At 28.1% G+C, this 14,703-nt stretch carries 18 protein-coding genes and 1 pseudogene; 8 read left to right on the top strand and 11 right to left on the bottom strand.

The window, feature by feature from the left end; translation table 11 throughout:
- Positions 1–24 precede the first annotated feature (24 nt).
- The 6 genes from Q9968_RS01455 to Q9968_RS01430 all read right to left on the bottom strand — a co-directional run bounded on the left by Q9968_RS01455 (position 25) and on the right by Q9968_RS01430 (position 4,226).
- Positions 25–1,584: a helicase C-terminal domain-containing protein gene (locus Q9968_RS01455; RefSeq protein ID WP_305512761.1), complete on the bottom strand. Its 1,560-nt coding sequence runs from the start codon at positions 1,582–1,584 to the stop codon at positions 25–27.
- Between the two features lie 341 nt (positions 1,585–1,925).
- Positions 1,926–2,168: a hypothetical protein gene (locus tag Q9968_RS01450; protein ID WP_305512759.1), complete on the bottom strand. Its 243-nt coding sequence runs from the start codon at positions 2,166–2,168 to the stop codon at positions 1,926–1,928.
- Positions 2,169–2,306: 138 nt separating this feature from the next.
- On the bottom strand, positions 2,307–2,519 hold the full coding sequence (locus tag Q9968_RS01445; protein WP_305512757.1) for a hypothetical protein: 213 nt from the start codon (positions 2,517–2,519) through the stop codon (positions 2,307–2,309).
- A 131-nt stretch (positions 2,520–2,650) separates the two neighbouring features.
- Positions 2,651–2,983, bottom strand: coding sequence for a zinc-ribbon domain-containing protein (locus Q9968_RS01440; protein ID WP_305512755.1), 333 nt, complete (start codon positions 2,981–2,983; stop codon positions 2,651–2,653).
- Between the two features lies 1 nt (position 2,984).
- Positions 2,985–4,016 carry an AAA family ATPase gene (locus Q9968_RS01435; RefSeq protein ID WP_305512753.1) on the bottom strand — a complete coding sequence of 344 codons (1,032 nt, stop codon included), beginning with the start codon at positions 4,014–4,016 and terminating at the stop codon, positions 2,985–2,987.
- A gap of 36 nt (positions 4,017–4,052) precedes the next feature.
- Positions 4,053–4,226, bottom strand: a complete 174-nt coding sequence (locus Q9968_RS01430; protein WP_305512751.1) for a hypothetical protein — start codon at positions 4,224–4,226, stop codon at positions 4,053–4,055.
- A 150-nt stretch (positions 4,227–4,376) separates the two neighbouring features.
- Between Q9968_RS01430 and Q9968_RS01425 the strand changes: the two genes are divergently transcribed.
- The 5 genes from Q9968_RS01425 (at position 4,377) to Q9968_RS01405 (ending at position 7,622) form a co-directional block, all read left to right on the top strand.
- Complete coding sequence (locus Q9968_RS01425; protein ID WP_305512749.1) at positions 4,377–4,748, top strand: hypothetical protein; 372 nt, start codon at positions 4,377–4,379, stop codon at positions 4,746–4,748.
- 86 nt (positions 4,749–4,834) lie between these two features.
- Positions 4,835–5,284: a flavodoxin gene (locus tag Q9968_RS01420; protein WP_305512748.1), complete on the top strand. Its 450-nt coding sequence runs from the start codon at positions 4,835–4,837 to the stop codon at positions 5,282–5,284.
- Between the two features lie 4 nt (positions 5,285–5,288).
- Positions 5,289–5,753 (top strand): MarR family winged helix-turn-helix transcriptional regulator, encoded by a 465-nt coding sequence (locus tag Q9968_RS01415; RefSeq protein WP_305512746.1) that lies wholly within the window; start codon positions 5,289–5,291, stop codon positions 5,751–5,753.
- A 1-nt stretch (position 5,754) separates the two neighbouring features.
- The gene (locus Q9968_RS01410) at positions 5,755–7,146 is read left to right on the top strand and encodes an MATE family efflux transporter (RefSeq protein WP_305512744.1); all 1,392 of its coding nucleotides are present in this window, start codon (positions 5,755–5,757) and stop codon (positions 7,144–7,146) included.
- 44 nt (positions 7,147–7,190) lie between these two features.
- Positions 7,191–7,622: a hypothetical protein gene (locus Q9968_RS01405; RefSeq protein ID WP_305512742.1), complete on the top strand. Its 432-nt coding sequence runs from the start codon at positions 7,191–7,193 to the stop codon at positions 7,620–7,622.
- Between the two features lie 5 nt (positions 7,623–7,627).
- On the opposite strand, the gene Q9968_RS01400 is transcribed toward Q9968_RS01405, so the two are convergent.
- The gene (locus Q9968_RS01400; protein WP_305512741.1) at positions 7,628–8,644 is read right to left on the bottom strand and encodes a tRNA-dihydrouridine synthase; all 1,017 of its coding nucleotides are present in this window, start codon (positions 8,642–8,644) and stop codon (positions 7,628–7,630) included.
- Between the two features lie 106 nt (positions 8,645–8,750).
- On the opposite strand from Q9968_RS01400, the gene Q9968_RS01395 reads away from it, so the two are divergent.
- Together Q9968_RS01395 and Q9968_RS01390 are read left to right on the top strand one after the other, a co-directional pair.
- Entirely contained in the window at positions 8,751–9,110 is a 360-nt protein-coding gene (locus Q9968_RS01395; RefSeq protein WP_305512739.1) for a hypothetical protein, read from the top strand.
- Positions 9,111–9,436: 326 nt separating this feature from the next.
- On the top strand, positions 9,437–9,991 hold the full coding sequence (locus Q9968_RS01390; protein WP_305512737.1) for a manganese efflux pump MntP family protein: 555 nt from the start codon (positions 9,437–9,439) through the stop codon (positions 9,989–9,991).
- A gap of 606 nt (positions 9,992–10,597) precedes the next feature.
- Here the strand turns inward: Q9968_RS01390 and Q9968_RS01385 are convergent.
- Complete coding sequence (locus Q9968_RS01385) at positions 10,598–11,677, bottom strand: site-specific integrase (RefSeq protein ID WP_305512735.1); 1,080 nt, start codon at positions 11,675–11,677, stop codon at positions 10,598–10,600.
- Positions 11,678–12,243: 566 nt separating this feature from the next.
- On the opposite strand from Q9968_RS01385, the pseudogene cas1 reads away from it, so the two are divergent.
- Positions 12,244–13,260: pseudogene (gene cas1, locus Q9968_RS01380) on the top strand (CRISPR-associated endonuclease Cas1).
- A 234-nt stretch (positions 13,261–13,494) separates the two neighbouring features.
- On the opposite strand, the gene Q9968_RS01375 reads toward cas1, so the two are convergent.
- The 3 genes from Q9968_RS01375 to Q9968_RS01365 all read right to left on the bottom strand — a co-directional run.
- Entirely contained in the window at positions 13,495–13,830 is a 336-nt protein-coding gene (locus Q9968_RS01375) for a hypothetical protein (protein WP_305512733.1), read from the bottom strand.
- A gap of 1 nt (position 13,831) precedes the next feature.
- On the bottom strand, positions 13,832–14,488 hold the full coding sequence (locus tag Q9968_RS01370) for a hypothetical protein (protein ID WP_305512731.1): 657 nt from the start codon (positions 14,486–14,488) through the stop codon (positions 13,832–13,834).
- The coding region (locus tag Q9968_RS01365) for a hypothetical protein (protein WP_305512729.1) at positions 14,488–14,703 on the bottom strand (216 nt) is incomplete at its 5' end. The genes Q9968_RS01370 and Q9968_RS01365, both read right to left, overlap by 1 nt.

Here is a 14,703-nt window from a genome sequence, read left to right as displayed (position 1 = left end):
ACAATACAATATTTAACAATATCCTTAGATAATTAAATCTTTAAATTCCTTAGGCATGAATTTATCATTTTTAACGAAGCCTTTAATCCTTGAGTCTATAAAATATGTCTTACAATAATCATCGCGAAATCTCATTCCTCTACCATATGTTTGAATTAAAGCTAAAGCCGTCTTATAGTTATACCACTCCCCATCAGCATTTGCTCTTAGGCGGATTTGCTTATCGGCCAAATCTAGATAAGGTAGCTTGTAAATTATTTGAAAACTACATAACTCACCAGGCAAATCCACTCCCTCATTCATTGAAGGAGATATTAATACTAAGGAATCATTACTATTTTTAAATCTATTAAGTTGATCTATCCTATTTTGAGTGTTGTGGTCAATCAATCTTTGATTGTCCAAATTATTAATCAAATAATCTTTACAGGTATTGCTTACTGTGTGTATTATTCCTTTTTCATTTTTGTGCATATCTAAAATAGATTTAATAATGCCGATTGTTTTTGGGGCGTTTTTCCCAATGGTTTTGTGAGATAAATTAATGCCTTCAAATGTTTTTATTGGATTTTTTTTCATATCAAAAGGACTTTTACGTCTTATTGGATATATTTTGCTTTCTTGAAGTCCAAGACACTTTGAAAAGAATTTATAATCAAGTATTGTGGCACTCATAAAAATACATACTTCACCAAATCTTAATATATTGTTTTGAGCATAATTATCAATTTTTAATGGCTTGAATTCGATTATTTTGTAATCATGGTTATAATCAAATATCCAACTATACGGATCATGAGAAATATTTTCAACGAAACGCCTGCAATCGTTGATTTCTTTTTTGATAAATGATTTTTTCTCGATTAAGTGAGGCCTATCAATAAATTTGATTTTATCATATTCTTTTTGATAATTGTCACAAATCTCCAAGATAAACTGAATCCACACATCATAATCCCCATTGTCAAGTTGATAGAGAAGTTCATCTGTAATGTCAAAATTTAAGTAGTTTTTTAAATCATCAATTGAAAATTCAAGTGTTAATTGACTCATTAATGTATCTTCCAAGTTATGTGCTTCATCACAGATCAATAATTCCCTTTTAGTGAAATCTCCAACATAATTAAGTTCTAAAAACATGTAAAAATAATTAGAAATAACTTTTTTTGAATTTAAAGCAGCGGTTTTTTGATAGTGATAATCACAAGTGGATTTAGTATTATCACATGAAAATTCTTCAAGAAGACATTTGCCTTCATCACAAGTTAAAGTTGAATCCTGTTGGCATCTGAAGTTAGATCTTCCTTTAACAAGCTTCAAATTATTAAAATCATCCACATATTGGTTTTGCAATTGTTTTGTGACAGTCAGTATATATGATGAATCATACATTGATGATAATGTATAAGCTATTGCTGATTTACCTGTTCCAGTTCCAGCTTCAAGAATGATATATTTAAAACCCTTATCTATTGCATTAACAATTTCAGAAATGGTTTCTAATTGATCCACTCTTGGATTTTTGAATGGGAAGTGCTTTTGAACTTCAGGATTTATTTTTGAATAATTACTATACTGCCACATTGTTATAATTATTTAACAGTATAAATATAACTTATTTAACCAAGAGCATTTGATTAGTATTTGTGCAACAAGCTAGATCCTATTTCCCATTGAAATTCATTCCTATCCTCGGCAGGCAAACTTGGCAATCCTCACAAGATTTCACAACAATATTATGAGTAGGCGAATTATAAATGAATCCTAAATCATTAGAATGCAGAGGATAATAATTGAACTTTCGGATAAAGTTCTGCATGATTCCTATGTTCTGAAACAGATATGCACGGTTCTCAGGCGATTGCAGACGAGCAATCGTCCAATCTTATCCGACTGTTATACTCCCCAATAGGCCCTAAGCATTATCATTTTTGCGAGTAACTTTTAACTGAATTAATTAAGTCATCCATTTCACCAATTAGATTATCCACATCTTCCTTGTTAGATAAGTTCTCATTTAAAACTAATTCATTTGAAAGAGCATCTAATTTATCATTGATTTCATCTAAAATAGTGATTTTAGACTTAATTTCCCCTGCAATTCTGGCGGAATATTCATCAGCCAGTTCAATCATTGTTAAAGCTGATTTTAAATTCCTGTTAAACATCACTTCCGATTTATCAACACCACCAATAAAGCGAGTATATGTAAGTTGTGGCGGTTCAAATCTTTTTTCAATTAAATCACGAACATATTCATCTTTTAATTTAAATTTATGGTTTAAATCATCAAGCTGTTTTTTATACTATGAATATTCTGGAATGATTTCTTTTTTAGGTTGGAATTCTGGCTTTTGAGTGAATGCTTCTTTTTTAGCTTCCGCTTTTTTAGGTGAAGCTTCAAGATTTGGATTTGTGAACTTATGGATTCCATAACCTATTAGGAATGCCGGAATTTCAAATATAACTCCAAATACTACTGCTGCAAATAAAGAAGGCACATCAGTTGTAAAAGACATTATGAAAAATAGTATAAATACAATATGGGAAATTATTTTTGTTTTAGATAATGCATATTCGCCTTGTTTATTTTGCCAGAAAAATAATAAATGGCCTAAATCAATTCCTAAACCATAATCATTATTAGCAATTATCGCATTTGAAGGTCCCCAATGATGTTTCTTATATACTTACCTAATTGATATATGAAAACCCCCAATATTGCTGCAAAAACAATGACATCTAGTGAGTATGGTGGAACTAATACTATAAGTGAAAAAATTAAAAAGACAATAATTGAGATTACTTTAGCCTTTGAGATAACATAATATCCATCATAGTATTCATAAAAAAGCAAATGGGCAATAGAATTATCTTTTTTTACTATCCAATTTTTATTTCCAAATGATTGTGAATGACAATATGGACAGTAATTTACACTATCATCAACATTTTTTCCACAGTTATTGCAAATCTTATCCATTCTAATCCTCAACTAAAAAATCTTCATAAGTTAAAGTATTTAATTCCTCATCAGTTATATCTTCCTGTAGTACTAGGCGATTTGCTTGAGCAGTTATTACTTCTTCAAAGAAATTGCGAACAACTCTGCCATTAGCAAAGTTTTGAGGTTTATTTTCACACATCTTATCAAAATATTGAATTGCATAATCCTCAGAAGATTTCTCCAACACTAAATTGGCTTCATCACACATCAATTTAAATATATCATACAGTTCCTCTGCATTATAATCATCAAAGTATATGAACTTATTAAATCTTGACTCCAAACCGGGATTTGAATGTAAGAATCTATCCATTAGCTCAGGATAACCTGCTACAATTACAATTAAATCATCACGATTATCTTCCATTGATTTTAGAATTGTATTTATCGCTTCTTTTCCATAATCATTCTCTGAAGTTGAAGCAAGTGAATATGCCTCATCAATAAATAATATTCCCCCCATTGCCTGGTCAACTACATCCCTTGTTTTAATGGCGGTTTGACCAACATAACCGCCAACAAGACCAGATCTATCCGTTTCAATTAAATGACCTTTAGATAAAAGTCCAATTTCATGATAAATTTTTGAAAGCAATCTTGCAACGGTTGTTTTGCCTGTTCCCGGATTTCCACTAAATACCAAGTGAAGACTCATTGAAGGTTGCTTAATTCCCCGGTCTTGCCTTAATTTTCTAATTTGAACAAGATTTATTAATGAGTTAACATCTTTTTTAACTTTTTCAAGACCTATCAGTTTATTTAACTTATTCAAGTATTCCTGAAGTGAGTGCTTTTCCCCTTCAACTTTTCCAGGCAAGTTTTTTGGAATATAGTTGCAATCTTCATCATCTTCAGACAAATAATCTCCCAAGAAATCTTTCAGGTTTTTAATGTATGAATTGTATTTTTCAAGCATAACAGGGTCTAAATTCCCATCAACAGTGATGAAGAACTTTCCAAGAAATTTATAAGAGTTAAACAATTCATTGCATATTTTAACACTCCACATATCAAAGTTTTGGGCAAATAAGTCAAGTTCATGTAATCATTCAAATGACGGAGGCAAATCATCTATTTCATCATCAGTTAAGTTTAAGATATCCCCTATTGTATAATTAGAATTTAACAGCTCATTTATAAAATTAAGCTCATTATCAGTTATTACTTCATCGCCTAAGCCCAAATAACTAAAATATTTAAACAGGTCATCTAAAACCATGATTTCAAGCGATGAGTTTAGTGATTTTATTTGTGGACAGTAATCTTTAACTAAATCAATATCCAGAGTTAACTGAAGGTTATTTACAACTCAAAAATCTAGCACCCTATAAATATAATAATACTGACTATACTTTTTTGGGGGAAAAATATGAAAATGGAAATAGAATTAACAGATGAGCAAGCAGAGAAAGTGGAAATCTTAAAAGAAAATGGTATTGAAGTTGGAGAGGCTATAGAGATTCTCTTTGATATGAAAGATGCTGTTATTGAACATGGCAATGATTTTTTTGACCATAGAATCAATAAGGCACATCAAGAAAAAGCAGAACTTGAAGAAAAATTGGCTCAAGTTGAAGATGAAATAGAGTTATACAATAAATTAAAAGGCAGCGCTCTTAATCCAATTCAAAAACAAAAGATTATTGTAAAAGAATATGGCAATGTTGAAAAATCTTATGATGAGACTGTTCAGGATCAAAAACACAAGTTTAAATGGTCAAATGACATTTTCAAATTCTAATTCTTTTTTTTTAAATTTTTAATTGTTGCAAATACAATGGTTGTTAATGCAACAGTTTATATATTATAAGAATATAATAGTAACATATGAAATCTTTAGTAGTTTATTATTCAAGAACAAAAACAACAGAAATTCTGGCGGAAGTCATAGCCGGCAGAGTAAATGCGGATGTGGAAGAAATCATTCCAAAAGTAAAATATCAGGGAAAAATTGGTTATGCGAGAGGTGGAAAGGATGCAATGAGAGAAAAAATCATTGACCTTGAATCATTAAAATTTGACCCATCTGAGTATGATGTAGTATACGTTGGAGGACCAGTTTGGGCAAGTAGGATAGCCAATCCAGTGATTTCATATTTAAAGCAAAATGAAGGAAAATTCAACAATGTAAAGTTCTTTGCAACCGCAAAAACTAGTGGATTTGATTCCGCTTTTATTCAGATGGAAAAATTTTCAATTAAACCATTAAACACACTTGGACTGAAAACCAAAGAAGTTAGAAAAAGTGAATATGATATAGATTCATTTATAAACTGATAATATGTCACTTGAAGAATTTAAGATAATAGATCCATCTAATCTTCCTGTTGGTAAGTTAATTGCCATTATTGAAAAAAATCAAGTTTTATATTTAAATCGTCAACTTGAAAGATTTAATATTAATTCCTCACAGCTTCATTTTTTATTTGAAATATCTCATCAAAAAGAAATAAATCAGGATAAAATTGCTTCTAGATGCACTATTGATAAGGGTACAGTTGCTAGATCAGTCAAAAAATTAGAAGATAATGACTTGGTTAAAAGAGAGGTAGATGAGAAAAATAGACGTCAAAAAAAGGTTTCATTAACAAATAAAGGTGAGGAAACATTAAATCAGGCGATTAAATTACTTAATGAATTGGAAAAAACTGTATATGATAATAGCTATATAGAAACTGAAGATTTTAAAAAAGCTTTAAAAGAAATAGCCATTAAAGCTATAGAATTAAATGATAAAGGGGAATAAAATGGCTGGAGAAAAAAATAAAAATATTGAAATGATAACAGGGGATCCTAAAAAGGCTATTGTTAAGTTAGCATTGCCAATGATGGTTTCCATGTTTTTAATTATGCTTTATAATATTGCAGACAGTATATGGGTAGCTGGTCTTGGAGCAGATGCTTTAGCTGCAATAGGATTTATTACACCATTATTCATGGTATTGGTAGGGCTTGGAAACGGTATTGGTGCAGGTGCAAACTCATTGATTGCAAGATACATTGGATCAAAAAACTATAGGCAGGCAAATAATGCAGCATTGCATGGTATTCTTCTGGCGGTTATCATATCTGTGATATTTACAGTTTTAATTGAAGGGTTAATGGTTCCTATTTTACAATTTATGGGTGCTGGAGATACAATACAATATGCATTAGACTATAGTTACATTATTTTCGGATTTTTATTTGTCTTTGTATATTCTGGAGTTGCATCAGCCATATTTAGATCAGAAGGAGATATGCGCCGTGCAACCATAGCAATTGCAGTAACAGCTATTTTAAATATTATTTTGGATCCAGTATTTATTTACATTTTGAACTTAGGAATCTCCGGAGCCGCTTGGGCAACAGTAATATCAGCAGCAATGTCATGTGTTGTAATGAGTTATTGGATATGGGGTAAAAAGGATTTATATCTTGATTTGTCACTTAAGAACTTTGATTATCAAGGAAAAATGATGGTTGATACATTGCAGGTAGCTATACCTTCAACATTGGAAAATATTGTATTTTCTGCTTTAGCCATTATTATAAACAGCATGCTTGTTATGGCTTCTGGAACTACAGCAGTTGCAGTATATACTGCATCAATGAGGATTGTACAATTGGCTATGATTCCATTGATAGGTCTTGGAACAGCGGTTCTAACAGTTGCAGGTATTGCATATGGTGCACATAATCATGTGAATTTAAAAACAGCCCATTCTTATTCAATTAAATTGGGTTTTGCTATTTCAATTGTATTGGGTGCTGCAATGTTCATATTCTCGTCACAACTTGCGGCCATGTTTTCATATACTCAGGCAAGTGCATCGCTTTCACCACAAATTGCAGTAGCAATATCTGTTTTAAGTTTATTTGTTCTTGCAATTCCGCATGGAATAATGTCATCTATGATGTTTCAGGGGGTTGGAAAAGGAGGTTATTCACTATTGATTACCCTTCTTAGATCATTGATTCTTGAAAGTGTATTTGCATATATATTCTGCTTTATATTTGGATGGGGTTTGCAAGGAATTTATGTAGGAGTGGTATTTGGTTGTTTTGTTGGAGGAACAGTTGGATACGTTTGGGCCAAATTCTTTATTAAGAAATTCACTCAAATTTCAATTAAAAAATATATGCCTCAAAAAAGCTAGTTTAAATAACTAGTTTTTTATACTTTTTTTAACAATAATTAATTATGGAATTCATAGTTAGTAATAAAAAATACTCTATAATAAACCATGAATTATATATAAACTATTTAATGGTTGATGCTTATTTTAAAGACAATTCTAAATATGACTATAATATCCATTTTGATTTCCTTGATTCTGTTTTAGAAAAAGATGAAATAAAATTTGAAGACATACTTGAAGGCACTAAGGATTTAGAAGAGTTAATTGAAAAAAATGAGATTAATTTTATACCTTCAGGCCTTAGAATTGAAGAGCATTTAAATAATAGCTTTAAAATCACTTATCAAAATTTGGAATTTAAAAATGTCAAGGTTGGTGAGGCTATACCATTATTAATAGCATTAACAAGCCTTTTAAATCACAAACCAATTGTAACATTATATCAAATAGATGAAGAATTGCACTATTTTTTGGAAAGCTTCAATAAGTATTAAATTCTTTAGGGATTACATGATCTTAAGTGGCAGGTAGCGGTTTTTTTCCAATAGCAATTATTGCAGGTTTTACAAAAGCTTTCACCATTTCCTTTAATTTGCCAGTCTACTAGGAAACTCGGATCTTTGACGAATGGCCTTTGCATTGATATAAAATCTATATTTGTAGAATTTAACATTTCATTTATCTGATTTTGACTATTTGCTCCACCGCCTAAAATAACTGGAATATTAACATTATCAATTATTTGCTCTGTAGCTTCGATTAATGGATTTTCCTCTTTATTTTCACGTGTGAAAAATTGCGGCGAACGTGGAAGAGTAATTTGCAAGAAATCCGCACCATATTTTTCAAGAAGTTTGGCTATTTCAATTGTTTCAGTCAATGTCATTCCATTGGTTGTTCCATCAAATGCATTTAAACGACAATTTATATGTAATTTCGTATTGTCTTTTATTACTTTAATCATTTCTAGAACTATTCTTAATCTATTGAAAGTGTTTCCACCGTATTTGTCATCTCTTGTATTGAAATTTGGATTAATAAATCTGGATAGGAAATAATAATTTCCAAGACCTAATTGAATGCCGTCAAATCCGCCAAAATCAAACTTTTGAGCTGCAATAATCATATCCGTTTGTATTTTTCGGATGTCGTCAATTGTTACATCTTCAATTTTCATGTTTTGCTGCGTTTTTTTATTATATTGTACAAAACCTAATTGGGCAAAGATGGGAACATCATATACATGAACAAGATCAGTTAAATCACGAGCTTCACGAACAAATTGAGTGTAGTGAATGGTATTTGAGTATTTGGAGAATGTATCTCTTGGGTAAAGTGAATATAACTCAGTAATTATTAATCCAACGCCGCTGGCGGCAATATTTTCATATCGGTTATATATATCAGGAGTCATATTGCCTGATTTTTCTCTTTGAGACTCCCAAAGTCCAGTTCTCACAATTCTGCTATTAAGTTTTAAATCTCCAAAATCACAATAATCAAATAAATCTTTCATAGTTAATATTTTAAATCAGAATAATATAAATATGTTATATAGTGAGTTTATATATGATATGATTGAAATGTGGGATGTTATTGATATAGAATTATAAGGTAATATTATGCAAAGTAGGTTTGTAATATCCGTAATAATTGCAGTGCTTGTGATTAGTGGATTATGTGTGGTTATATGTAGTGGTTTTGATAATTCATTAGATATCTCAAATAAAACGGAAGTTAGAATTTGTGTTGACAACCCTATTGCAATAGATAAGTTCATAAATGAATGTGAAAATTCGGATTACTATAGAAATGTTAATGGAACCACTTTAAATTGGTTAAAATCTTTATGCAACAATCATATGGTTTTTATATCTGGTGATGAGTCTTATATTATTCCTCTTTCAGATGTAAATAAACTACCTCCTATTGAATATGTAACTGACATTTCAATATATGATATTTGCAATTGCACTATTTGAGAGGATAGGCCGTTGGGTGATGATTTAGGCAATATCAAATTAATTTCCGACGTTGAATTTATATATCAGGACGTTGAACATTATGATGTTTAATTTTTTTAAATTAAACAATATACAATATTTTTTTCTATTTTATATACTATTGTTTTCATAATATAAAATTATATTGATTTAAAACTGGTTATTTTAAATAATATTATGTTAAATATACTAATTAGGAAATAAAAATTATTTCCTACCGGCTGATATAAATTTGATTAATTGGAACAATCCAATTAATCATTTGTTTAATTATATTTAAATAAAATAAAAACAAATATCTAATCATGGCATTTAATATTATTTCTGTATTGTTGATAGCAATAGCTCTGGCTATGGATGCATTTAGTGTATCAATGACAAAGGGGTTTACTCAAAAAAACATAACCAATGGACAAATCTTTTATTATGGACTATTTTTCGGCGGATTTCAATTTATAATGCCCATATTAGGATATTTCTGTGGTAATGTTATAACAACTATTGTTGAATCTTTAGCTTCAATTATTGGATTTATCTTACTTTTAATGATTGGATTAAATATGATTCGTGAGAGTTTATCAGGTGGCGATGAAGAAATAACTGACCATTTCTCATTTAAAGAAGTAACTTTGCTTGCAATCGCAACAAGTATTGATGCCTTTGCAGTTGGAATTACATTAGCACTTTTTAAAGATCCGGTTTTAATATCATCTGCTATAATAGGTATTGTAGCATTTTTCTTTGGTATTGTGGGTGTATCTATTGGTAAGAAACTTGGAAATTATGTTGGAGATAAGTTCCAAATCCTTGGTGGAGTTATCCTTATACTGATTGGTATAAAACTCCTTTTAGGTTTCTAAATTTTTTATTCCCAATACCTTTTTTATAAAAATTATAAAATTTAATAAATTTCATTAAAAATACGAATTTATAAAGGTTTATTTTTTAATTATGGTTTAATATAATACAAAATAATTAAAATCAGATTAAAAATTTAGTTTATAATTAAATAGAGATGTATTATCCAGTATATTGCTATTAGAGTATTTATATGAATTATTTTACAAAATTTCTGTTAGTGTAATATTACTATAGTCGGAAAGGTATTTCCGTATATTAACCTTAAATATCAATTAGTAGGTAAATATATATAAATGACTATTTATCTATAATTACTATTAATAGTATTATACATATAATAAGTAAAATAGTAATTATATTATTATACTTATATTACTATTATACATTTATACAGAAAATATATATTAAGTATATTTCCCTACTTACAGAAATATTAATTTATACATATTTTACTATTCATACTAAAGTAATATTTAGAAAAATGCTTTAAATAAATAATTACATATATCTCAAGCTATTGAAATATGTCATTTTCTTCAAATTTTGCTATTTTTTAATAAATTTCATGAAATTTAATAAATCTCATGAATTTGAATTATAAATTTTTATAAAAATCTTTGTGAATTAACCTTTAATTTTTGTTTCATTTGTTCATGGTCAATGTGAATATATTTATCCGTTGTTTGGGAGTTTGAATGCCCTGCAATTGACTGCACCTCTGCAACTGTCAATATTTCCGCATAATGGGATAATGCAGTATGTCTTAGAATGTGAACACTAACATCTCTACCATAATTTACATTACATTCAATTCCTTCATTTTCAATTCTCTGATCACATTCACGAGCATGTTTTTTAATGATATCCTGAACAGCACGTTTTCCAATTCTTTTTCCATTAATATTGGTAAATAGCTCTTCCCTTACTACTTCTTCAGCCGCTTTTTTTCGCTGAATTACTGGACGATATATATTATTAGTATTTTTCCTAAGTTTTGTGATACGATTCTTCATCATTTCATTTAAACTGATTAATGTATCATAGGTGATAAATGTTGTACGGTCTTTTAACTCACCTTTTGTTGTTTCTGCTCGTAAATAAACATCAATAAATTCATTAGTGTCATTGGGAAGTTCGTAAAATCCATTTTCATCAATTGAAACTTGAATATCTGTTTTGTTTAATAAGACCAATTCTTTCAATCTCATACCGGAGTCAATAAATGTTCTGCAGATTGCATAATCCCTTTTATTTCCGCTTTGTTCGATTGTATCTAAGAAAAAATTGGATTGTGGCCAGGTTAAGGATATTTTTTCAATTCTTTTTTTAGCAGTTTCAGAATCTTCTGCTTTTACTTCAATAATATCCTTCATTTTGATGGTTTCATGCTGGATTTCCTCTTGAACATCTTCTGAGTTGATGAATTCCAAAATATTCATCATATATGTTTTAACTGTGGTTCTTTTATTTCCACGTTTTTTCAAACAATGCCTACGATAATGTCTTAACTGTTTTTTAATATTCTTATCAGTTAGTTCTCCTATTCCTTCTTTTTCAAGATATTCGATGAATTTAGATATGTTAAATGTTTGTTTTTTTATAGTTTCTTGAGTTAAGTTCTTTACCTCTTGCTTTTCTTCTAAGTATTCATTTAGGTAGTCTGTTAGCTCATCAACTTCTATCATAAGCTTTCTGCCTCCTAAATTTTTTTACTCAAACCCTTGTTTTAATATTTATTTTTTTAATATATAAATACTTCGTATCTTTTCATTATTAACGTATATTATTACATAAAATATACATTTATTTTATATATAAAATTTGATGAATTTGAAAGTTTCTAAAGGAATGTTGTAAATGAAGTAACACCTATACATCAAGAGATATAAAAATACAAATCTTTCCCAATTTTAGATTTGTAATAGAAATTATAATAAAAGTAATAAAAAGTTGTAATTATAAAAATTAATTTTAACTGGATAAAAACTATAAATTAATTTATGTATGTAATAGTTAGTTTTGATATAAAATTTAAAACAAATCAAGAAAAGATTGAAAGTGTTATTGAGCACTTTGGACTTAGAAAATTCAAAATACATTATATATAGGAGAATTAGATAATAATGAACAAAATACATTAGTTAAATCCATAAATAAAATAATTAAAGAATATGATAGTGTTTTAATAACACGAATATGTCAAAATTGCTATTTAAAAAAAGAAACATGTGGTGTGAAATTAAATTCAATAATGATTTATTTAGGATATATTAATATGAAACTAATTATTGACGGATATAATAAATCAATCCACAAGAAAGACAACCAAATTGTTATACATGAAAATTCCGAAATTATAGATTCTATCAAGGCAAGCGAAATTAATGATATAACCATTACAGGAAAAGGTTATGTGACCTTTGATGCTTTAAATTTAATAGCTGAAAATAATATTAAATTAATAGCTATTAATCCACGAGGACAACTAAGTTATATCTTAGAATCACCAGATTGGAGAAATGTGAAGTTAAAAACAACAATACAAATTAAGCGAAAATAAACTTGGTCTTAAATTATCAAAAGAATTAATAAAATGTAAAATGAAAACCAAAAAGCTACATTAACAACACTTAATAAAAATAAACAGCTGAAAAGAGTTTTTAACCATAGATCAAAAATTGATGAAATAATAAAACAACTTGAAAAATTAAATTTAAATGGAAATAATGATGAAATAAGAATTAAAATAATGGGTTTAGAAGGAAAAGCATCTAATGAGTATTGGAGAGCAGTAAAATATTTCATTCCAAATAATATTGGATTTGAAAAAAGAACAAAAAAACCAACAGATTTACTTAATTCCATGTTAAATTATGGTTATGCAATTCTTGCAAGTGAAATAACAAAAAGCATATTACTAATAGGTTTAGATCCATATTGCGGATTTTTACATTATGATATAGATAAAAGAACAAGTTTAACCTTTGATTTAATCGAACCATTCAGACAACAAATTGTTGATAAAACAGTAATAAGTTTAATTAACAGAAAACAAGTTACCATAAATGATTTAGATAAAAGAAATAATACCATAAAATTAGAAGCAAGGAAATTAATAGTGAATAAAATTCTTGGAAAAATCTTCTCAACAATTACTTACAATAATGAAATAAACACTTATTCAGATTTAATTAGAAAACAAAGCAAAGATTTAGTAAATACAATATTATACGCTGAAGAATTTAATGGATTTTATTTAAGATGGTGAGGAAATGTATTTATAAATTTTAGTTAAAAATTAATGTCCTCAAAATTTAGAAAAAATACTGATAAAATCATTGAAAACAATTATAATTCTGAGGAAACCAACACTTTAAATAATATATAAAAATGAAATCCTCAAAATATTTTTAAAAGAAGAAATATAAAACATTAAAATAAATAAAATAAGAAAAATAGACACTGTTAATACTGAATGTTTTCAGTTGAATTATTCAAAACCTTAATTAATTTTGCATTTATTTAATTTTACCCATTGTTCAAGACCAATTTCATCAATTTCTTTAAATATTGTTTCTTCTATATATTTATTTAATTCTGCTTCTACATATGGTTCAAAAGTGAATGGATATTTAATATTATCATCATATTTATTATATGTTAGTGTTCCAGTAAGTTTGCCATCTATTACTTTTGCGTTAATAATACCACCATGACCATATGGTGGGGTAAATATACATATTTGCCTACAATCTAATGCAATATCAAATTCAAAAGAATCAATTTTTGTCCAATTATATTGTGGATATTTATCTTTATAGTATTCATAATATACCATTTTACCATCCTCCATCTTCTAATCTTTGTAACCAACAAACTTCTTTGTAGATATTATCTAAATCGTTTATTATTGGTTTTGGTGCATTTATACTATATATTTCCATATATTTTGCAGTACCATCTCCATCAATACACTGAGGTTCATCGTATACAATTCTATTCCATAATTTGTTTTCCATTAATTTATTAATTCGATAATCAATTTTTTCATTTCCATAATAATTTCTGCGATAAACTGTCATCCCCCAATTATGAGAATAATTTTCTATCATTTCTAAATATCTTTGATGTTTTTCTCTTATTTCTCTTTTTTGTCGATATTTACCTATTGTTAGATTTTCATTAAACAATTCTTTAAAATATTCAACTGATTCTTTATCAAATCCTTGATATATTAAATATTCTTCTCCTATTTTACATTCTCTTGCATCTAATAGTTCATTTTGTTTGTTTAATTTCATTCCACATCTTTTACAGATATTTAAAAATTCTTTTTCAATAGTTTTTTTATTTTTTATAACATTACTAATAGGATTGTATTGTGTGCAAGGTTGAACTCTATAGTCAACACTATAATTGCTGATGTCTTTTTTAAGCATTTTTCCTGCTACTATTGGGGTTCCCAACATTCCTGCTAAAGCAAATATTCCTAACATTATCTTACCTCTTGTAAATACTCAATCATACCCTTTTTATCAGTTGATAGTACATCATTAAGTATGTCATTTATTACTTCAATCATTGCTTTATAGATTTTATGAGTTGAATCCCCACCAAAGTTGACTAAAGTTTCTATATGCCATTCTAAAGCTTTGGGGTTTTCATAGTAGTCATCTTTAAATTTTTCTTTAAAATCTTTAATGATATTCTC

Origin of the sequence: Methanobrevibacter sp. V14 (assembly GCF_963082475.1) — an archaeon.
GTDB lineage: Archaea > Methanobacteriota > Methanobacteria > Methanobacteriales > Methanobacteriaceae > Methanocatella.
Note: the sequence above shows the minus strand (reverse complement) of the source record. Positions and strands in the feature narration are given on the sequence as shown.